This is a genomic window from uncultured Flavobacterium sp. (assembly GCF_963922255.1).
Taxonomy (GTDB): domain Bacteria; phylum Bacteroidota; class Bacteroidia; order Flavobacteriales; family Flavobacteriaceae; genus Flavobacterium.
In genome coordinates this window covers 61,936-82,829 of record NZ_CAWUIC010000015.1, presented here as the reverse complement: position 1 = coordinate 82,829, position 20,894 = coordinate 61,936, and the positions used below count along the sequence as shown (strand labels likewise).

Genomic DNA, 20,894 nt, shown 5'->3' with positions numbered 1-20,894 from the left:
ACATTCCTCCCATGTTTGTGACATTACTTACATTCCAGCCACTAATATTTTGGTTAAATGAAGATGCGTCTCTAAACATTCCTCCCATGTTTGTGACATTACTTACATTCCAGCCACTAATATTTTGGTTGAAAAGAGTAGCTCCATTAAATATGTTAGCCATATTTGTAACATTACTTACATTCCACAAACTAAGATTTTGATTCATAGAAGATGCTTCTCTAAAAGCATTTGCTAGGTTAGTTACAGAAGTTAAATCAGGAGCATCACTTGCATTAATCACCAAATTAGAACATCCATAGAATGAGTTTTGGAAAGTATTCCATTGAATATTTCCCCATTGATTAACACTAAGAATTTTCAATCTATCCCCAGTATTGTTAAAATAAATTCTAGGAAAATTACCTGTAATAGCTACAGTATAAGTTCCAGCTGTTGGGTAGGTGTGTGTAATAGTTCCTGTTACGTTAGTATCGTCTATTATACCATCATTTTCCCAATCGATACTAAAATTGTATCCATTCCCTTGTGTTGGAATCGTAATTTGATTTGAAGCTGATGTACCTACATTGTCTGTCTTCCATGTAGTAATAAAACTTTGCGATAGCATCGTTCCTACAAAGAACAGAAATAAGAAAGTAATTCTTTTTTTCATAATCCTTTTATTTTATGTGTTTTACAAAGATAATTGTTTTTACTTAAAATTAATAAGTGTTTTCACTCTTTTTTACATAACCTACTAATTAACTCGTTTATAAATACGATAAATACACTTTTTTTGGATAAAAAAAGTGTATTTAATTTTCCTACAGTAATAGTTAATATTTAAAAAAAAGCTACCTAATTAATAAATTAGATAGCTTCTTAAACATAACTCAAAAAAATTACCAACCAGGATTTTGTTGTGCAGCCAAAGTTGGATTATTATTTAATTCAATTTGTGGTATTGGCCATAAAAACCTAAAGTCACTATACGGAATACTTGCAACTCCTAAAGCACCAGTATAAGGTGTCCCTAGTGTAAATGTTGATGCAGCAGGATTTCCATTTGCAACTTTTGCAGGTATACCATTTATTGGTTGTAAATTATCCCCTTGTAATCTATGAATGTCTCCCCATCTTTTTCCTTCCATGACAAATTCAATCCTTCTTTCTTTCAATATTGCACCAACCATAGCTGCTGGTGTTGTAAAAGAAGTACTTGTGTATGCCTGCGTAGATACATCCGTTAAAGCTCTATTTCTTACTTCATTTAGTTTTGCAAGTGCATTAGTTAAATCTGGATTAGTTTTTCTAGCATAAGCTTCTGCCATATTTAAAACTACCTCAGCGTATCTAATAACTGGAGCAGGATCTGTATAAGTAACTCCATCTCTATATTTATTAGTATATTTTCTACCTGAAAAAGTAAACACCATTCCAGTTCCAGATTCTGTTGAAGTTGAATTATCTGACCTTCTCTTATCATCATTTAACCAACTAGGGTCTCTCCAAATAATTGGACTAATACATACTAATCTTCTTCTATTATATTGAGAAGCTAATGCTGCATTCACACCTGGATTATTAGTAGCTGCATGAAGAATTGAAAATATAGATTCACTATTTGAATAGGGACTATCAAAAGCTATTGATGGTGATGTTCCTAAACTATAACTAGTTAACTTATTACCCTCTAAAATTACATTATCCCAGTCTCTTTTATGTAAGTAAACTTTCGTTTTATATGCAATTGCTGCATTTTTTGAAGCTTTAGTTAATTCTGTATTAGTAATCATCAATTCAGCATCATTTAAATCGGCAAGAATTTTTGTATAACAATCAGCAACAGTGTTTCTTGGTTTTAATAATTCTGAATCTATTTCAGCTTGTGTATCCACTCCAACTTCTCTATAAGGAATACCTAAATGAGTTGCCCCTGGTGTATCATTATAGGTTTTTGCAAAATGATTTAATAATTCAAAATGAGTAATTGCTCTCAAAAATTTAGATTGCCCGATATAGTTATTTGCTACATCTTGAGAAATAATACCTGCAGCAACAGCTTTATTAACTCCTTCAATCATTAAATTACATCTATTTATTAATCTATACCCATCAACCCAGAAGTAAACATTGTTTGCAGTGGTAGGATCATAAGTTGCTGTATAAGTTAATTGATAAAAAGTTGCTGTATTAACAACATCTTCCCCTCTACAATCTCCTTGCTGTACATATGCCGCTCCCCAAACATATCCTCTACCTCCATTTGAAGTAGTAGAATTATATTGACCTATTGCCGCTGCATTATAAACTCCATTCATTGAGCTTTCAATCAACGAAGGTGATGAAAACGCATCGTCGATAGAAATGTTATTAATAGGTTGCAAGTCTAGTATAGCTTCTTCTGTACAAGAATTAAAACTATATACTAAAACACAAAGTCCTAAAATTTTTACTATTTTTTTCATATTCAATATTTTTACAATTTTACATTAACACCAAAAGAAAATACTTTTGCTCTAGGTGTTCCATTTAAATCAACTCCTGATGTTTCCATCTCAGGATTTAATCCTTTGTATTTAGTAATCATTAAAATGTTTTGAGCTTGCACAAAAAATCTAAATGAATCAACTCTCACTAAACTAGTTATAGATTGTGGTAAACTATATCCTATAGAAACATTGTCCAAACTAATAAAATCACCATCTTCAACAAATCTAGTTGTAGCAGCACCCGTTAAATTTGTAAAAGTGTTTGAACTTGCATATAACATTGGAGTAACTCCATCTCCAGGCTGATCAACACTTTGCCATCTTCCTAAAATTTCTGTACTATTATTGTTTAAATTTTGAGTTACTAAATCTCTTCTAGTAGAATTAAACACTTTATTCCCTCCACTGAATCTAAATAAGAAACTCAAATCTAAATTTTTATATGAAAAATTTGAATTAAAACCTCCGTAATAAGTTGGTAGAGTATTTCCTAGAATCTTTTTGTCTTCTGAGGCTACTAAAGAAGAAGCTGTACTCAAATCTCCAGGATTAGCAAGATCAAAAACAAAATAAGTGCTTGTTGGAATATTACCTTGTACTAGTGAACCATCTGCTTTATAGTAAACAGGATTTCCATTTGCAGGATTTACTCCCCAATATTGATAACCATAGATAGAATTCATTGATTCACCTTCTCTAATTATTATATTTGGTGCTATATTAGTATCTGTACTTGAACCTCCCAAAATATCTGCTCCATTTGGCAGTGAAACAATTTCATTTTTAGTTAAAGTTAAGTTTGCTCCAATATTCCATTTAAAATTATTTTTATCTATAACATTATAGTCTACAGAAAATTCCAAACCTTTATTTAAGGATGCTCCAATGTTTTTTGAAATAAAATTATTTGGAACTCCTAAGGAATGAGCTACAGGCACTTGTAAAATTAACCCATCAATGTCATTTTTAAAATAATCAAATGTTAGTTTTAATTTGTTATTTAACAAACCTAAATCAACCCCAAAATCAGTTTTCTTACTTGATTCCCATTTTAATGCATCATTTCCAAATTGAGAAAACGCAATGCCGTTAAGTGTGCCATATTGGGATGCTGTAGTTAAACCTAAATATGGATAGTTTCCAATACTCGCATTTCCTACTTGAGAATATGAACCTCTAATTTTAAACTCATTAATATATTTGTTAATACTTGCCATGAATTCTTCATTAGCAACATTCCAACCTGCAGAATACCCTGTAAAATTACTCCATCTGTTAACATCTCCTAAACTAGAAATCCCATCTCTTCTAAAAGAACCTTGTAAAAAATATCTTTGTTTATAATTGTATGATAATCTACCTAAATAGGATATAATTCCGTTTTCAGTTACACTTCCTCCAGATTCTTGTGTACCATATGAGCCTGTTACTAAGTTCTGATTGTAAAATTGATCTAATAAATCAGTCCCAACTCCTAAAATATATTGATTTTTTTGTTTTTGATATTCTGATACCAAAGTTGCTGATACATTATGAGAATCTAAAAAGGTTTTATTATATGATAGATTATTTTGCCAATTCCAACGTAATAAATCAGTATTATCATTTTGTAATCTACCATTAGACCCTCTTCCATCTCCATGAACTGGATTCCAATATAAAAAACCACTTGTTAAAGGATTATCAACACTACCTTGCATTCTAAAAGTTAATTCTTTCGTTAACTTAGCAGAAGCAAACATATTTGCCAAAGTTCTATTCACTTTAGAATAATATCTATTATTGTCTAAAACATAAATAATATTAGTAATATTATCACCAACTGGATCGGTATTAGTACCCTGACCTACCACAGAATTATCCGCTGATAAATTATATCCTGTAGGATGAGTAGCATCATAAATTGGTGTGTTTGGCAATTGTCTTGTAGCATTAAATATATTACCCGATAATGAACTTCTTCCTGTATTCAATCCATTATATTCAGTTCTAGTTAAAGAAATACCAGCACCCATAGTTAACCATTTATTAATATCATGCTCTAAATTGGTTCTGATATTATAACGTTTCATATTATTTGCTATTGCAACACCTTCTTGATCTGCATAAGCTACTGATAAAAAATATCTTGTTTTATCTGACCCACCACTAAAAGATAAGCTATGGTTCATTTGTAAAGCACTCTTATTTAAAACTGCCGACTGCCAATCTGTATCATATTCATTTCCTATTGCCCAATCTGGTTGACCTCTATTAGCTCTTTTTTCATTGGCAATAGTCAAAAAGTCATTCGTTTTTAACAAATCAAATGTTTCTACAGCTGACGCAAACCCCACTACACTGTTGTAATCAACTTGAAGAGTACCTTTTTTTCCTTTTTTGGTAGTTATTAAAATAACTCCATTTGCACCCCTAGACCCGTAAATAGCGGTAGCTGCACCATCTTTTAGAACATCATAAGTTTCAATATCATTAGGATTTAAATCTCCCAAGGCATTTGTATTGGCAAAACCACCGATATCACCAGTATAAACAGGTAAACCATCTATAACAATTAAAGGATATGTCCCTGAATTAATAGACGAAATACCTCTAATTCTAATTCTTGGAACATCTCCAACTATACCATTAGAAGTAGTAATTTGAACACCTGCTGCTCTTCCGGCTAATTGACTTTCAAAACTCGGAGTTACTAAATTCTGAATAGCATCACCTTTAATCTGAGAAACTGAACCCGTAACTTCACTTCTTTTCTGAGTTCCGTAACCTATCACAACTACCGCTTCAAGAGATTCAATGTTCTCTTTTAAAACTACGTTAATTGAGTTTGTCTTTCCTACTAAAGCAGATTGCTTTTCCATACCTACAAATGAAAATTCTAATAGATCATTTTCACTTGCAGTAATTGTGTAGTTTCCATCTAAATCCGTTGTAGTTCCGCTCGATGTTGTTTTGTTAACGACGGTAACACCCGTTAAAGGACCTGTTGAATCAGAAACTGTCCCTGAAATTTGTTTCTGTTGGGCAAATAAGGTAAACCCAATCAAAAAAAACATTACTGTTAATAGATTGTTTTTCTTCATAAATATTAGATTAGTTAGTCTTCAAAAATAATCGAAAAACAAAATGAAAAATCAGTGTCGAATGAATCTTACCTGAAAAAATTATAATTTGATGAAAAAAAAAATCAATTAAATATAAAGAAACCTCTATTTACAATGTCTCAACATATTAACATCCCTTTTGTTTTATTTGTAAAAAAATTGATAAATAATCATCAAATTGATACAAAAAAACAAATAGTTCATTTTAAATAATAATTATTTTCTTACATAATATTTTTAAAATTAACATTTGATTAACTTTTAATTAAAAAATAAAAAACTTAATGAGAAATTTTAAAAACTTAATATTAAGACACATGAATAAAAAGTTAGACTTTATTCATAAATTTATGATTTTATAAAAAACGTTTCAAATCATTAGCATCAATTCCATCGTGAGTTGATGAAAAAACACAAACACCACTTTTTATTACTAAAATTTGTGGCGATTGATGCTGAATAGTGTAGCGTTGGGCAATTTCATTTGAAATATCCCTGTGGTTTAATAAATCCAACAAATACCAATCTATTTGATTATCAGCATAATTAAATTCAGCATCAAAACGTTTTAATGCAAAACGACTAATACTACATCTTGTGCTGTGTTTAAAAAGCACCACTGGTTTTGTTTGTGAAATAGCGTCAACTTCATCCAATAATTTAATATCATCTAAAGTATAAAATTTAGCTTCTACTCTATTTTCATTTTTTTCTTCTGAAGGGTTTCCTCCAAATAATTTATCTAAAAATCCCATAATTGTCTGTTTTTAAGACATTTTGACCGATAAATATGATAAATATCATCTAAAAACAGTCATTTTGTCGTTAATTTTGTATAGGTACATTTATTGATTTGTACACAACAAATGTAAAACAATTAAGTTAATTGAAATGTTAGTTTTAAAACAGATTTAAATAAAAAAATATATGAACTTAAACAATTTAACCATTAAATCGCAAGAAGCTTTGCAACAAGCTCAGCAAATTGCGCAAAGTCTCGGCCATCAACAAATTGAAAACGAACATGTTTTTAAAGGTTTGTTAGAAGTCGATGAAAACGTAACTCCATTTATTCTAAAAAAACTAAATGTAAACATTGACCTTTTCAAAAAAGTGTTAGAAAGCACATTACAAAGTTTTGCAAAAGTAACAGGTGGTGAAATTCAGTTGTCTCGTGATACATCATACATGTTGAACGAAGCTATTGCCATTGCCAAAAAAATGAATGATGAATACGTTTCTATCGAACATTTAATTTTAGCTATTTTCAAATCAAAAAGTAAAATTGCTCAAATCTTAAAAGATCAAGGAGTTACCGAAAAAGGATTAGAAAGTGCTATTGCCGAATTAAGAAAAGGAGAGCGAGTAACCTCAGCTTCAGCCGAAGAAACGTATAATGCCTTAAATAAATATGCAAAAAACTTAAACGAATTAGCTAAAAGTGGAAAACTAGATCCAGTGATTGGACGTGATGAAGAAATTCGTAGAGTATTACAAATCTTAACCAGAAGAACCAAAAACAACCCAATGTTAGTAGGTGAACCTGGTGTTGGTAAAACAGCAATTGCAGAAGGTTTAGCGCATAGAATAGTTGATGGTGATGTACCTGAAAATCTAAAAGATAAAATTGTTTTTTCTTTAGATATGGGTGCTTTAATCGCTGGTGCAAAATTCAAAGGTGAGTTCGAAGAACGTTTAAAAGCTGTAGTTAAAGAAGTAACTTCTGCCGAAGGTGACATTGTCCTATTTATTGATGAAATTCACACTTTAGTTGGTGCTGGTGGTGGTGAAGGTGCTATGGATGCAGCCAATATCTTAAAACCTGCTTTAGCTCGTGGAGAACTTCGTGCCATTGGTGCAACGACTTTGGATGAATATCAAAAATATTTTGAGAAAGACAAAGCATTAGAAAGACGTTTTCAAAAAGTTATTGTGGATGAACCAGATACTGAAAGTGCAATTTCTATTTTACGTGGAATTAAAGAAAAATATGAAACCCATCATAAAGTAAGAATTCAAGATGATGCTATTATTGGTGCAGTTGAATTATCACAGCGTTATATTACAAATCGTTTTCTTCCAGATAAAGCCATTGACTTGATGGATGAAGCGGCTTCTAAATTGCGTATGGAAATCAATTCAAAACCTGAAGAATTAGATGTTTTGGATAGAAAAATCATGCAATTAGAAATTGAAATCGAAGCCATAAAGAGAGAAAATGATGAAACAAAATTAAAAGGTCTTGGTTTAGATTTAGCCAACTTGAAAGAAGAACGCAATGAAATATACAGCAAATGGAAAGCTGAAAAAGACGTTGTAGACAATATTCAAAGTGTAAAACAAGAAATTGAAGATTTAAAATTAGAAGCTGAACAAGCTGAACGAAATGGTGATTATGGAAAAGTAGCCGAAATTCGTTATGGAAAAATCAAAGAAGCTCAAGAAAATTTAGATGCTTTACAAATTCAATTAGCCGAAAATCAATCGGGAACTTCATTAATTAAAGAAGAAGTAACTCGTGAAGATATTGCAGAAGTTGTAGCCAAATGGACTGGAATTCCAGTAATGAAAATGCTTCAAGGGGAACGTGAAAAGCTATTGAATTTAGAAAACGAATTACACAAACGAGTTGTAGGTCAACAAGAAGCTATTGTAGCTGTGAGTGATGCTGTTCGTAGAAGTCGTGCTGGTTTACAAGACATGAAAAAACCAATCGGTTCATTTCTATTCTTAGGTACAACTGGAGTCGGTAAAACCGAATTAGCCAAAGCGTTAGCCGAATATTTATTTGATGATGAAAGTGCTTTAACGCGAATCGATATGAGTGAATACCAAGAAAGACATAGCGTAAGTCGTTTAGTGGGTGCTCCTCCAGGATATGTTGGTTATGACGAAGGTGGACAATTAACAGAAGCTGTTCGAAGAAAACCGTATTCTGTGATTTTGTTAGACGAAATTGAAAAAGCGCATCCTGATACTTTCAATATATTGCTACAAGTTTTAGATGAAGGCCGTTTAACCGATAACAAAGGAAGAACAGCTGATTTTAAAAACACAATTATCATCATGACTTCCAATATGGGAAGTGATATTATACAAGAGAAGTTTGATAATTTAAAAGGAAGTATAGAAGCTGCAACTGAAACTGCAAAAGTGGAAGTTTTAGGTTTGTTGAAACAAACTGTTCGACCAGAATTTATTAATCGTATTGATGAAATTGTATTATTCACCCCATTAACTAATGCAGACATAAGAAATATTGTGAGCATTCAATTAAAAGGAGTAACCAAAATGTTAGCTCATCAACAAATAACGCTTGATGCTACACCTGAAGCAATTGATTATTTAGCCGAAAAAGGTTTCGATCCACAATACGGAGCAAGACCTGTAAAAAGAGTAATTCAAAGAGAAGTTTTAAACGAATTATCAAAAGATATTTTATCTGGAAAAATTACTACAGATAGTATAATATTACTAGATAGTTTTGATGGTAAATTAGTTTTTAGAAATGAATAAGTAGTATTCAGTGTTCAGTAATTAGTTAGCAGATTACATTTTGAAATTGCTATTGAACTTGAAATTGATTTTTGTTTAGTTTAATTTAGTATAGTTTAGTTAGTTTGATTGAAAACACCCAACGTTCAAAATAGAATGTTGGGTGTTTTGCTTTAACCAAAATTTATTTCAGATTTTTTAAATGTATATAATGAATTAATTTTATCATTATGAATCCAAAACCTTTTGACCTATAATCTAAATTAATAATTTTCTCTCATTTTCTCATGAGTAGAATTCAGTACTTTTTTCACTTTAGTAAGCGAATTATTAAAAGCCTTTTCGATTGTGTCTGCGTAATCAGTAACAGCAACTGGTTCCTTTTTAGCTACACGCACTTCAATTAAGCAACGTTTATCATTTTTACCGAATTTCTCACTGTTTTCATCTCCAAAATGAACCTCTACTCTTGTTATTAGGTTATCAAAACGTTCCAATTCATTTTTCACTTCATTTGAAAAAAAGTTAGTTAATCTCTCACTGTTTTCAATGTTGTTGTCGGTGTTAATCTGTATTTGCATATAGTTTTCTGTTTTTTAATTAATATTTTAAAATTACAGCAATAAGCTCAGTTTTCAAAAGAATTTAGGATAATTTTAATATTCGTTAGAGATTTTTAAAAACTAAAATTAGAAATTATTCAAATTGATTTTTTACATTTACTATCTAATTATAAAAATGCAACTAACCACCCTAAATACCAAACGTCTTTTACTCAGAAAACTAACTCCTGAAGTGTATGACCATATCTACAAAACACTTTCAGAAAAAGAACAATTGCATTTCTTAGGATTAACTTCTTTAGAAGATTTAAAAAAAGAACAAGTAAAACACAAAAAAGGATTAGCTACTTACAACAAAACCTTTGTTTATTTTCAACTCATTGATAAAAAAACTCAATTAGTTATTGGTTGGTGTGGTTATCATACATGGTACACTGATCACAACAGAGCAGAAATTGGATATGGATTAATCAGTGACGATTATAAAAATAAAGGTCTAATGACCGAAGCATTAAAACCAATTATTTCCTATGGCTTTGAAACAATGAACTTGTTAAGAATTGAAGCTTTATTGAGCTTAGAAAACATTCCTTCTTTTAAATTACTTACCAAATTTGGCTTCATTCAAGAAGGTTTACTTCGAAATCATTATCTAAAAGATGGAATTTATGAAGATTCAGCTGTTTTTTCTCTATTAAAATCAGAGTATTAAATAGGTACTAATAAAAATACGAAACCCTTTCAGCAAAACTGAAAGGGTTTCTAGCAAGAATACTAAATGGTAATAAAGTAATCTTAACTAACCAACTTATATAGCACTAACTCATATAATATTTCATTATTCTTTCTTTTTCTTATCGTCAATAATAGCTCCTGTACCTGCTCCAACACCTGCTCCAGCTAAACCACCTATAACGGCTCCTTTTCCTTTTTGATCACTAACTGCTGCTCCAGTTACGGCTCCTACTCCTGCTCCAATAAGAGCCCCTTTAACAGCTCCACTCATTTTTTTCTTTTCAGGAGTTGCGGCAGTTTGATTTACAATTATAACTTCTTTTTGTTGTGCTTGTTGTCTAACCATAGCATCATTCATAGAATCGATTACTCTTTGTTTTGCATAAACAACTTCTAAAGAGTCTAAGGTTGCTTCTTTGGCTAAATCTGCATCCGACTTATCTGTATTTTTACATGAGATAACACTCATTGCAATTAATAATAGGCTTAACTTTTTCATAATGTTATATTTTTAATGATTAATAACATTACAAACATACAATCACTATACATAATTCGTTTTACAGGATTTAATCAATTTGTTACAGAATTTTGAGTAATTATTCATTTCTTATTATAAAACTTATATTTTTTTTAAAGAGGATATAAACTCTTCTCGCACATAAAAAAAGGACTCCATTTCTGAAGTCCTTTTTTGTATTAAAGCTTGTTTAAAAAATCTAATCTCTAGTAAAATCAAAGTTTTGACCTTGAACTGCTAATTTAAAACTTTTTTTATCATCAGCAAACTTAATTTCCATTCCTTGAGAAGATTCGGTAAAAGTTCCATTTCCTTTGTCTTCTACTGCTAACTCTTCTCCATTTGCAGCCATAATTAATTGATCACCTTCCTCATAAACACTAATTGTAACAGGTACTTGTTTACTTGAATATTCTCCAACATAAGCAGCATATTTTCCTGGTTTTGGAGCTTCAAATCCTTCTGTTTTCCAAATATTATTTTCGTCATTTGAGTCTGGTAATACTTTCTCTGGATCAATTGTTACCTTTTTTATTTCTTCTGTTGAATTATAATTAAATGACCAACTAGTATTACGTTGCCATACTTCTACAGGTAATTTTACAATTTCTTTATTTCCTGAAATCGTTTCAATTTCTAAAGTCACTGGCATTGCCATTTTCTCTAAATTTTCAATTGAAATTATGGCACCGTTTTTCGGATTATTTTTATTATACTTTACACCTGTTACTGCTTGGTCTAATCTCCAATTGTTTAAAATCCAACCTCTCCAGAACCATCCTAAATCTTCACCTGAAACATTTTCCATAGTTCTAAAGAAATCATCTGGTGTTGGGTGTTTAAAAGCCCATCTTTCTACATAAGTTCTAAAAGCTCTATCAAAACGCTCTTTTCCTAAAACTTCATTACGAAGTAAATCTAAAGCTGCACCTGGTTTATAATAAGCAAGAGTACCTAAATTACGTTCTTTCATTCCATCAGGAGCAGTATATACTGGTTCTAATGAAGGATTCGTCAAATATTCAGCCATTCTATGCATACTGATTTTTTTTTCTTTGTATTCACCTGCATTAAAATCTTCAGAACTTACACCATTAATAAAAGTATTAAAGCCTTCATCCATCCAAGCAAATTGTCTTTCATTAGAACCTACAATCATTGGAAACCATGCATGCCCAAACTCATGGTCTGTAACTCCCCATAAACTTGAACCTTTTGAAGTGTATTTACAAAATACTATTCCAGGATATTCCATTCCACCTTCATTACCTGCAACGTTGATTGCTGCCGGATAAGGATATTCTAACCATCTTTTTGAATAACCTTCAATACTTGCTTTTGTATATTCAGTGGAACGAGTCCAAGCTTTTTGCCCTTCACTTTCAATAGGGTAAGCCGAAATTGCCATTGCTTTTTTACCACTTGGTAAGTTGATTCCTGCTGCATCAATAATAAAAGCTGCAGAAGAAGCCCAAGCAACATCACGGGTGTTTTCCATTTTAAACTTCCATGTTTTTGTTCCATTAGCTGTCAATTTTTTTAAATCATCAGACGAACGTACCATAACAGTAGTTTCACTTTCTTTAGCTTTTGCCCAATTTGCTTGCTCTGTAGCAGTCATTACTTGAGAAGCATTTGTAATATCTCCTGAACAAACCACGAAATGATTTGAAGGAACAGTAATAGCCATTTCAAAATCTCCATACTCACAATAAAATTCACCAGCTCCTAAGTAAGGTTGAATGTTCCATCCTCTAACGTCATCATATACTGCCATTTTAGGATACCATTGTGCAATTGTATAAATTGTTCCGTTCTTCGTTGGTAAATATCCCATTCTATCTGAACCATATTCTGGAGAAATAAATGAAAAACTCATGCTAACTTTAATTTTTCCACCATTAGCTTTTAATGGCTTATCAAGCATAACTTTCATTCTTGTATCTGTTATCTCATACTTAGCAGACTTTCCATCTACATTTAAGTTACTTATTTTATGTCCACCATCAAATTCTTCTCCTTTTGCTCCATTTCTTGAACCACTAACAGGCACAACTGCATTTCCACGAGAATCTTTAGCAAATAAATTTTGTTCTAAGTACATCCAAATAAATTCCATGTCATCTGGACTATTGTTTGTATAAGTAAGTTCTACTGAACCCGTAATCGTTTTTGCGGTTTCATTTAAATTTGCTGTTAGTTTATAATCAGCTTTATTTTGCCAATATTTAGGTCCTGGTTTTCCACTTGCAGAACGGAATTCGTTACCGTTTTTAGTATAAAAATTAGGTGCAAATGCATCCACATAACTGTACTTGTTTTCTTTTGTTTCTTGTGCTTGAATACTAGAAAACCCAATACATAAAGCTACTATTGTAATAGCTTTTGAGAAAAAGTTCTTCATTGAAATGGTTTTTTATTAATATTAACTTAATTAATGATAAGCAAATTAACGAAAATTTTGGTTAGCAATTGTAATATTTACTATATTCACATCTAAAATATTTGTAAATGCTTACGCTCAATTTTTCTCCTTTTCCATTAATAACTTCTGAACGTATACAATTTAGAAGATTAACGGAACTTGGTTAAATTATTTTACCATAACATAGTAACAAAGACTATAGAACTAAAGCTGTCAAAATATTAGTGCCTTTTGCTTTAAACGAATTAGAGTTTAATTCTATTGAAGCCATAATTGATTTTGAAAATTGTCCTTTAAAACAAGTTTTTTAAAAAAAAAGGTCTTATAAAGAAGCTCATTTGGTATAAAATTAATGCTATAACGGAAATTTATGGATACATTAATTATTCACTTTTAAAAAGAAATTTTAAATAAATATGACAGAATTTGAAAAACAATTCCAACAAGTAAAAGAACTTTTGCATTTTGACGATTACAATAAAGTCATTAAAAGAGTGATTGATTTTACTTTGGATACAGAAAACATTCTTTTTTATGAAAAAACCAATGTGTTTTTAAATTGGTTAGACACAAATGAATCGAATGAATCAGAAATAAAGAATAAACTAAATGTTTTATTAGATGAACTACATGCTTTTTTAAAATCTAAAAGTTTGAATGAACATCAGAATATTATTTCAGTTAAAAACCTAGTTAAACAATATAGCTCATTTACACTTGGTCCAATTGATTTAAAAATAAAAACAGGTGAAATAATTGGTTTAGTTGGTGAAAATGGTAATGGAAAAACTACTCTTTTACGTAGTTTATGTGGTGAATTACATCCATCAAGTGGAACTATTACTTATAATTTTGAGTATGATGATTCTTTTGATTTGAGAACCAAATTAGTTTATATTCCACAAAGAACAGAAACTTGGAGAGGTTCAATGTATGAAAACTTAGAGTTTACAGCTAGTTGTTATGGTTTTTCTGCTGAAGAAAATAATTTGGTTGTTGATTTAATTATTACTCGTTTAGGATTGAGAAAATTCAGAAATCATGGTTGGAATAATTTATCTTCTGGGTATAAAATGCGTTTTGAATTAGCTAGAATGTTGCTTAGAAAACCGAAAATTTTATTGATTGATGAACCGTTAGCAAATCTTGATATTTTGGCACAACAAACCATTTTAGATGATTTTAGAAACATAGCCAATTCACCGTTTAGACCAATTGCAATTGTTCTAAGTTCGCAACAATTGTATGAAGTGGAGAAAACTTCTAATCAAGTTGTTTTCTTGAAAAAAGGTTCTCAAAAAAACCTAAATACTGGTAAAGAAAATGACGAAAAACATTTGGTAATTGAATTTGAAAGCACACAATCTTTAAGCGAACTAAAAACTGCTTTTGAAAGTTTACATCTTCAAAACATGGAACAAAACGGTGGAACTATAATTGCCACTTTTCCTGATCATGTTACCGTAACCGACTTTATGAAAACTGTAATTAACCAAAACGTTACCATTAGTTATATGCGAAATATTTCTAATTCAACAAGACGTTTTTTTGTAAACTAAATCATTATGCTTAAAGATATTCAAAAGAAATTATTATTAAAGTATCCTTTGATTTGGAATACTAAATTTGTTCCCATGCTACTGATTGGAATGCTGTTTCATATTATATATTTTGGAATTGGTTATTTAAATGGAAGCATCGATTTTACAGGAAGAGATTATTACGATAGCGAAACAACTGCTATAATGTTTGGTGTTTTAATTGCTATATTAATCATTATTCTTTGGTTAGTTTATTACTTTAAAAACAATTCTTTAAAATCATTTTATAAGAAAAGTAAAAATGCTTTATTTTATGAATGGTTTCAAGTTTTTGTAATATGTTTTCTATTGGTTTCCTTTTTTATTCCATATAGTATTGGAAAACAACTGCACGAAAGAAGTTATTTTTCTAAAACAGAAGCTACTAAAAGATGTGAAACTATTGCTTTAGCTGATTTATTTATTGATGGTTATTTTGCTCAAACAGAAGTTGATTCTACCAAATCAGTTTTAAATGACACAATTATTAATGGTGAATATCAATATTATCAGTTGTTTTATAAAGATTCCATGATATTTCAAGGAAAAAAATACGCTCAATATTCGTTACTCAACAGAAGATCTTATGATTTTAGTTTAATTTCTAGAGAAGAAGATTCGCTAAAAGTTATTGAAGTAAAAAATTGGTTAATCAATAACCAACAAGAAAAAGTAAAAACTTTAATGGATGATTATTTGAAAATTGTAAATGAACATCAGTTAAAGACTAATTTGAAAACCAATAAATGGTTTAAAGAAGTATATAAATATCCAGATTTTGCAAATTTTACTTATATAAAACCTTATTTTGACGAATATGAATCAGAGGCTCAATATGGTGATTATGAAAATAAAATGATTCCTAACAATAGAAACCAAAACAAATATTCAAATTATTTTGTACAGCAAGACATTTTAAAATCTAATTATGATACTATAAGCGACGCTCATACGAATGTATTTTTAGAATATGAAGCTTTTTTAGCTTTTTTATGTGGTGCTTTAGGGTTATCATTACTGGTATTTTCATTCAAAGTAACAACTGGTAAAAGTTGGTTAATTGCCGTAGTTTGTGTTGGTGTTCTAAATATCTTATTTGGTATATTTACTTTATTCATACCTTCTGTTTTAACTTATTTCTATCTTGTTTTAATCACTTTTGGAATATTGAAAATATATTTTGCTGCAATTTACATGCAACGAAAAGGTATAGGGTTTTCAAGAGTCGTTTTAAATATTCTATTATGGAGTTTTCCACTAATGATTCCTTTAATTTATGGCTTAATCATGCAATATTATCAATCGTATGAATATTCAATTGAATATGGTTACAATTCTCCAGAATATAATTGGTTACAAGAAAATTTTGTAAATATGATAACCATAAACTTTATTGTTTGTGTTATTATTTTGTTTGTTATGAGTAGAATTATTAGAAATTGGAAAGGAATTGCAGAAGAATAAATGAAAACACTATTAAAAGATAAAAATTATTCAGCATCAATTAATCACTTTGGTGCTGAATTAGAAACTTTCTTTAAAGACAATACCAATTATATTTGGACAATTGATGAGCATTACTGGAACAAAACTTCACCTGTTTTATTTCCTATTGTTGGTCGATTAAAAAATGATTCCTATACATTAAATGGAAAAGAATATTCTTTGCCAAGACATGGTTTTGCAAGAAATTTTGAATTTAAAGTTATTGAAAAGTCTGAAAACATGGTAGTATTATCTTTAATGCAAAATGAAGAAACTTTAAAAGTTTTTCCTTATGAATTTGAATTACAATTAAAATATGTACTAGAAGACAATAAACTAACAATCAGTTATTTGGTTATCAATAATTCTAACAAAATTATGCCTTTTAACATTGGAGCACATCCTGCCTTCTCGATTCCAACCCGTTTTGAGGATTATAGTTTACAATTCAATATTGATGAACGTTTTAAAACACATCATTTAGAAAATGAACTTTTTGATGGAAAATCAACTTTAATTGAAAGTAAAAATGGTCTTATTCCATTAAAATATTCGCTCTTTGAGAATGATGCCTTGGTTTTTAAACATCTACAATCTAATGAAGTTAATGTTCTAAAAAATAATAATCCTTATTTAAAAGTAAGTTTTGATAGTTTTCCTTTTTTAGGAATTTGGACTAAACAAAATGCTCCGTTTATTTGTATTGAACCTTGGTTTGGTCATGCTGACGAAACAACTTCAGATGGAAATATTCACAACAAAAAATCGATTCAGGTGTTAAATTCTGAAGCGATTTTCCAATGTAGTTTCCATATTGAAATTGAATAAAAAAGGTGTTACTTAATTAGAAATCGTTCAACCAAAACAAACAAATATAAAATAACTTTATAAAATAACACCTATTTTAGAACAAAAAATTATAATTTATCTCTATTATCCGGTAAAATAATTCCTCCGCTTTCAATCATCTGAATTTTATGTTGAATGGTGTCATCATTTTTTTGTTCTAACAATTTATCTTCTTCTTTAGTTACACAAGAATCAAATAGGATAATTGCAAATAATAACGTGAAAACATTTTTCATTTATAGCTTCTTATTTTAATTTTACAGCTAAATTTATATTAATAAATTATATTATTCCACTTATTTTCTCTAGAATTTCTGAGAAATCAATATAAAATCGATTAAAGTTTATTTTAAATCGATTAAAGAATAATTCAAATAAATAAACCATCCAGAAATATTCTGAATGGTTCTTTCAATTTAATTTAATTTAAGATTATTGAACTGCTAAAAGTGCATTTACATTTCCATACCCAAATTGTGAATTTTTAGTTGGATAATAAGCTGCTGACTGCTTCATTTTTGTAAACACTTGATCTTTTGTCCAAGTTGGATGTTTTGCCCATACTAAAGCGGCAATTCCAGCTGTTGTAGCTGTTGCAACAGACGAGCCACCTACATAATTTGCTTGATTTGTATAATAACTTAAAACAGGAGAAGTATTTCCTGTCGAAGAACGCTCCATTACAACTGTAAAATCAATTTCAGAGCCAGTATGACAAACATTACATTTTTGATAACTTGTTGTATCTTTCAAACCCGTTATAGCAACAGTTTCTGACATCCAAGCCGGAAAAATAACCCCTACAAAAGTGGTAAAACTAGTTGAAGTTCCTCCAGCACAAAAAATTAGTTTTCCTCTATTATTGGCATATCTAACACCATCTTCAATTCTTCCAACAGAAAAAATATGTCCCATTGACATAGAAATGATTTTTACATTTGAGTTATTTCCTAAACCAGTAAATGCATTTTGAACACCTTTTTGTTCGTGATAACCATCTAAAACCACATTTGATGCTGCTCTGTAGGTAATTAAATTTGAATTGTATGCAACTCCTACTGGCATCCCAGTGTTATTTCTTGGTGCTCCAACTGTTGAAGCCATACTTGTTCCATGACCACATTGGTCGTTTGGTCCATCTGTTGAAGAACTCCAAGGCCAAATAGAATCTACATAAGTTCCGTATTTTTGAATAGTTCTTCCTGAAGATAAACCATTGTTAAAGCTACTTCCCATTAAAACTTGACTTGGAGATATTCCTGTATCGATAACTCCTACAGTAATTCCAGCACCAGAACTATAATTCCAAGCAGTTGGAATATTATGCTTATAAAAAGTCCAAGGAGCTTTTGCGTTTGGAGTAACAGTAGTATAATCCGAAGTACTTAATGTTGCAGTATCAAAACCACAACCTGAACTACCAGAACTTGAAGATTTGTAGGTATTATTTTCAGTTTCATATTGAAAATACTTGTAATCTGCTGGTTCAACATATCTAATTTTTTGATTTTTTCTTAATAATTCTAATGTTTCTTGTTTAGTAATAACTACATCAAATATATTTAAAAATTCATCTTTATAAACTACAATTTTGTGAATTTCTAATTTTTCTGAATTTGCTATAAGGTTTAATAATTCTGATTCTATTTCACTTGATTTTGGTGATTTAGATTTATCAAAATCTTCTTTGTCAGTTCCAAAACCAATAGTAACTAATTTGTTACCATGCTGTGTAGCACTCCATAACATTTGAAGTGAAGCATCTTTCCAATAAAATCTTCCTGTAGCTTGCACAGACTCATTAATGGCTCGATTTATCAATTTTGTTGAAAGTAGAGTTTCATCAAAATTTATTGTAGTTTTCTCTACGTCAATATTTGAGTCATCAGTACAAGACACGACAACAAATAATGAAAAAATTAAAAATTTAAAATAATTTTTACGCATGTGGCAATAATTTAGATTAGTTATTACGAATGTAATACTTTTTTTATTCATAAATTAAACTGTTTATAACTTTATAAATTATCTTATGAACATAAATTTATTGCTTTTTTAATGTTTTACCTTACATTTGCAATCTATGCAAAAAATGATTAACATATTTAACAAAAGAGCAAAATTTGACTATGAAATATTAGACAAATACAATGCGGGTATTGTGTTAACTGGTACAGAAATCAAATCTATACGATTAGGAAAAGCTTCTATTGCCGAAAGTTTTTGTGAATTTCATAATAATGAACTTTTTATAATCAATTCTCATATTGAAGAATATCAATACGGAACGTATTACAATCACAAATCTAAAAGTGAACGTAAATTACTTTTAAATAGAAAAGAATTAAAAAAGCTAGAAAAAGATAGTCAAAACAAAGGATTAACTATTGTTCCTTTAAAACTATATACCAACGAAAAAGGTTTAGCTAAACTTGAAATTGCATTAGCAAAAGGAAAGAAAAATTACGACAAACGTGAATCTTTAAAAGAACAAGATTCTAAAAGAGATATTGACAGGATAAAAAAATCGTTTTAAATTTTTTTTATTCAAAATTATGACTAAATTTGTCAAGAATTAATTTGTCAATATTATGAATGCTTTGTTAAAAAATGCTAGAGAGCAAAAAAATCTAAAAACTCGTGAGTTAGCACAACTGATTGGTATTGATCAAGCATTAATAAGTAAATTTGAAAATGGCTCAAGAAAACCAACAAAAGAACAAGTAAAAAAACTATCTGAAGTTTTAGAAATTGATTATGAAACACTCATTATAGAATGGATCAAAGCAAGAATTCTATATGAAATCAAAGATGAAGAATTCGGTTTAAAAGCATTACAATTAGCAGAAGAAGAAGCTATTTATAATGCAGCTTTTAAAAGAAAACCACTTTCAAAAAATTTGCAAACTATTTTAGTTGATATTGATTTATTAAAAAAAGAATTAGACAACTTTCGTCAGTTTGATAGTTTTAGAATTGCTCAAGCTTTAGAGTTAGAATACACTTTTGAAAGTAACAAAATAGAAGGAAACACATTAACCTTAAGAGAAACTGATTTAGTAGTTAATGAAGGTTTAACGGTTTCAGGAAAAAGTATGAGAGAACATCTTGAAGCTATTAATCATCAAGAAGCCATAAATTACATAAAACAGTTAATTGATAGAAACTTTCAGCTTAATGAAAGAGAAGTTTTATCTATTCATAATTTAATTCTTCGAGGGATTATTCCAGAAGATGCTGGTAAATATAGAAAAGTGCAAGTAATGATAAAAGGCAGTGCTCATATGCCACCACAACCGTTTTTAGTTGCAAAAGCTATGGAAGATTATTTTATTTGGTTTTTAGAAAATAAAAATAAGATGCATCCTATAATTCTAGCAGCAGAAATGCATGAAAGATTGGTAACAATTCATCCTTTTATTGATGGAAATGGAAGAACTTCTCGTTTAATTATGAATCTTATTCTCTTGCAAAATGGCTATGTAATTGCTAACATCAAAGGAGATTACGACTCAAGAATGAAGTATTATAAAGCATTAGAAATTGCACAAACTTCAAACAATAATGAAGATTTTTTGCTGTTTATTGCTCAAACAGAAAAAGAAAGCTTAGAACGATATATTTCTATAATTAGGCAATAAAAAAAGTCCCTTGATTGGGACTT

Annotated in this window: 16 protein-coding genes; 7 read left to right on the top strand and 9 right to left on the bottom strand. The window is 29.8% G+C overall.

Annotation, left to right across the window (positions count from 1 at the left end; translation table 11 throughout):
• From AABJ49_RS11975 to ytxJ, 4 genes are all read right to left on the bottom strand, one after another.
• Positions 1–655, bottom strand: a 655-nt coding sequence (locus AABJ49_RS11975; protein ID WP_338378515.1) for a BspA family leucine-rich repeat surface protein, incomplete at its 3' end; no start/stop codon positions are given.
• 229 nt (positions 656–884) lie between these two features.
• The gene (locus AABJ49_RS11970) at positions 885–2,450 is read right to left on the bottom strand and encodes a RagB/SusD family nutrient uptake outer membrane protein (RefSeq protein WP_338378514.1); all 1,566 of its coding nucleotides are present in this window, start codon (positions 2,448–2,450) and stop codon (positions 885–887) included.
• Between the two features lie 11 nt (positions 2,451–2,461).
• Positions 2,462–5,557, bottom strand: a complete 3,096-nt coding sequence (locus AABJ49_RS11965; RefSeq protein ID WP_338378513.1) for a TonB-dependent receptor — start codon at positions 5,555–5,557, stop codon at positions 2,462–2,464.
• Positions 5,558–5,934: 377 nt separating this feature from the next.
• Entirely contained in the window at positions 5,935–6,333 is a 399-nt protein-coding gene (gene ytxJ / locus AABJ49_RS11960; protein WP_338378512.1) for a bacillithiol system redox-active protein YtxJ, read from the bottom strand.
• Positions 6,334–6,505: 172 nt separating this feature from the next.
• On the opposite strand from ytxJ, the gene clpB reads away from it, so the two are divergent.
• Complete coding sequence (gene clpB / locus AABJ49_RS11955; RefSeq protein ID WP_338378511.1) at positions 6,506–9,094, top strand: ATP-dependent chaperone ClpB; 2,589 nt, start codon at positions 6,506–6,508, stop codon at positions 9,092–9,094.
• A 242-nt stretch (positions 9,095–9,336) separates the two neighbouring features.
• Here the strand turns inward: clpB and AABJ49_RS11950 are convergent, their stop codons facing one another.
• The gene (locus tag AABJ49_RS11950; RefSeq protein WP_338378510.1) at positions 9,337–9,654 is read right to left on the bottom strand and encodes an HPF/RaiA family ribosome-associated protein; all 318 of its coding nucleotides are present in this window, start codon (positions 9,652–9,654) and stop codon (positions 9,337–9,339) included.
• Between the two features lie 157 nt (positions 9,655–9,811).
• Here AABJ49_RS11950 and AABJ49_RS11945 point away from each other — a divergent pair, with 157 nt between their 5' ends.
• Complete coding sequence (locus tag AABJ49_RS11945) at positions 9,812–10,348, top strand: GNAT family protein (protein ID WP_338378509.1); 537 nt, start codon at positions 9,812–9,814, stop codon at positions 10,346–10,348.
• Positions 10,349–10,474: 126 nt separating this feature from the next.
• Here AABJ49_RS11945 and AABJ49_RS11940 read toward each other — a convergent pair whose 3' ends face one another.
• The gene (locus AABJ49_RS11940) at positions 10,475–10,870 is read right to left on the bottom strand and encodes a glycine zipper family protein (RefSeq protein ID WP_338378508.1); all 396 of its coding nucleotides are present in this window, start codon (positions 10,868–10,870) and stop codon (positions 10,475–10,477) included.
• A gap of 220 nt (positions 10,871–11,090) precedes the next feature.
• Positions 11,091–13,295: a M1 family metallopeptidase gene (locus AABJ49_RS11935; protein ID WP_338378507.1), complete on the bottom strand. Its 2,205-nt coding sequence runs from the start codon at positions 13,293–13,295 to the stop codon at positions 11,091–11,093.
• Between the two features lie 437 nt (positions 13,296–13,732).
• Here AABJ49_RS11935 and AABJ49_RS11930 point away from each other — a divergent pair, with 437 nt between their 5' ends.
• The 3 genes from AABJ49_RS11930 to AABJ49_RS11920 are packed head-to-tail and all read left to right on the top strand — an operon-like array spanning position 13,733 to position 17,209.
• Positions 13,733–14,875 (top strand): ABC transporter ATP-binding protein, encoded by a 1,143-nt coding sequence (locus AABJ49_RS11930; protein ID WP_338378506.1) that lies wholly within the window; start codon positions 13,733–13,735, stop codon positions 14,873–14,875.
• A gap of 6 nt (positions 14,876–14,881) precedes the next feature.
• Positions 14,882–16,360, top strand: a complete 1,479-nt coding sequence (locus AABJ49_RS11925; protein WP_338378505.1) for a hypothetical protein — start codon at positions 14,882–14,884, stop codon at positions 16,358–16,360.
• A complete protein-coding gene (locus tag AABJ49_RS11920) occupies positions 16,361–17,209 on the top strand; it encodes an aldose 1-epimerase family protein (RefSeq protein ID WP_338378504.1) in 849 nt (282 codons plus the stop codon).
• A gap of 89 nt (positions 17,210–17,298) precedes the next feature.
• Here AABJ49_RS11920 and AABJ49_RS11915 read toward each other — a convergent pair whose 3' ends face one another.
• Together AABJ49_RS11915 and AABJ49_RS11910 are read right to left on the bottom strand one after the other, a co-directional pair.
• Positions 17,299–17,466, bottom strand: a complete 168-nt coding sequence (locus AABJ49_RS11915) for a hypothetical protein (RefSeq protein ID WP_338378503.1) — start codon at positions 17,464–17,466, stop codon at positions 17,299–17,301.
• Positions 17,467–17,662: 196 nt separating this feature from the next.
• Positions 17,663–19,228 carry a S8 family serine peptidase gene (locus AABJ49_RS11910; protein WP_338378502.1) on the bottom strand — a complete coding sequence of 522 codons (1,566 nt, stop codon included), beginning with the start codon at positions 19,226–19,228 and terminating at the stop codon, positions 17,663–17,665.
• A gap of 85 nt (positions 19,229–19,313) precedes the next feature.
• Here AABJ49_RS11910 and smpB point away from each other — a divergent pair, with 85 nt between their 5' ends.
• Both smpB and AABJ49_RS11900 read left to right on the top strand, forming a co-directional pair.
• Positions 19,314–19,766, top strand: coding sequence for an SsrA-binding protein SmpB (smpB, locus tag AABJ49_RS11905; RefSeq protein WP_338378501.1), 453 nt, complete (start codon positions 19,314–19,316; stop codon positions 19,764–19,766).
• A 55-nt stretch (positions 19,767–19,821) separates the two neighbouring features.
• Positions 19,822–20,871, top strand: a complete 1,050-nt coding sequence (locus AABJ49_RS11900) for a Fic family protein (protein WP_338378500.1) — start codon at positions 19,822–19,824, stop codon at positions 20,869–20,871.
• Positions 20,872–20,894: the final 23 nt, after the last annotated feature.

Bases quoted from the DNA above. Each gene is read 5' to 3' on its own strand.
- AABJ49_RS11970 (WP_338378514.1), bottom strand. From the start codon at position 2,450: ATGAAAAAAATAGTAAAAATTTTAGGACTTTGTGTTTTAGTATATAGT.
- AABJ49_RS11965 (WP_338378513.1), bottom strand. From the start codon at position 5,557: ATGAAGAAAAACAATCTATTAACAGTAATGTTTTTTTTGATTGGGTTT.
- ytxJ (WP_338378512.1), bottom strand. From the start codon at position 6,333: ATGGGATTTTTAGATAAATTATTTGGAGGAAACCCTTCAGAAGAAAAA.
- clpB (WP_338378511.1), top strand. From the start codon at position 6,506: ATGAACTTAAACAATTTAACCATTAAATCGCAAGAAGCTTTGCAACAA.
- AABJ49_RS11950 (WP_338378510.1), bottom strand. From the start codon at position 9,654: ATGCAAATACAGATTAACACCGACAACAACATTGAAAACAGTGAGAGA.
- AABJ49_RS11945 (WP_338378509.1), top strand. From the start codon at position 9,812: ATGCAACTAACCACCCTAAATACCAAACGTCTTTTACTCAGAAAACTA.
- AABJ49_RS11940 (WP_338378508.1), bottom strand. From the start codon at position 10,870: ATGAAAAAGTTAAGCCTATTATTAATTGCAATGAGTGTTATCTCATGT.
- AABJ49_RS11935 (WP_338378507.1), bottom strand. From the start codon at position 13,295: ATGAAGAACTTTTTCTCAAAAGCTATTACAATAGTAGCTTTATGTATT.
- AABJ49_RS11930 (WP_338378506.1), top strand. From the start codon at position 13,733: ATGACAGAATTTGAAAAACAATTCCAACAAGTAAAAGAACTTTTGCAT.
- AABJ49_RS11925 (WP_338378505.1), top strand. From the start codon at position 14,882: ATGCTTAAAGATATTCAAAAGAAATTATTATTAAAGTATCCTTTGATT.
- AABJ49_RS11920 (WP_338378504.1), top strand. From the start codon at position 16,361: ATGAAAACACTATTAAAAGATAAAAATTATTCAGCATCAATTAATCAC.
- AABJ49_RS11915 (WP_338378503.1), bottom strand. From the start codon at position 17,466: ATGAAAAATGTTTTCACGTTATTATTTGCAATTATCCTATTTGATTCT.
- AABJ49_RS11910 (WP_338378502.1), bottom strand. From the start codon at position 19,228: ATGAATAAAAAAAGTATTACATTCGTAATAACTAATCTAAATTATTGC.
- smpB (WP_338378501.1), top strand. From the start codon at position 19,314: ATGCAAAAAATGATTAACATATTTAACAAAAGAGCAAAATTTGACTAT.
- AABJ49_RS11900 (WP_338378500.1), top strand. From the start codon at position 19,822: ATGAATGCTTTGTTAAAAAATGCTAGAGAGCAAAAAAATCTAAAAACT.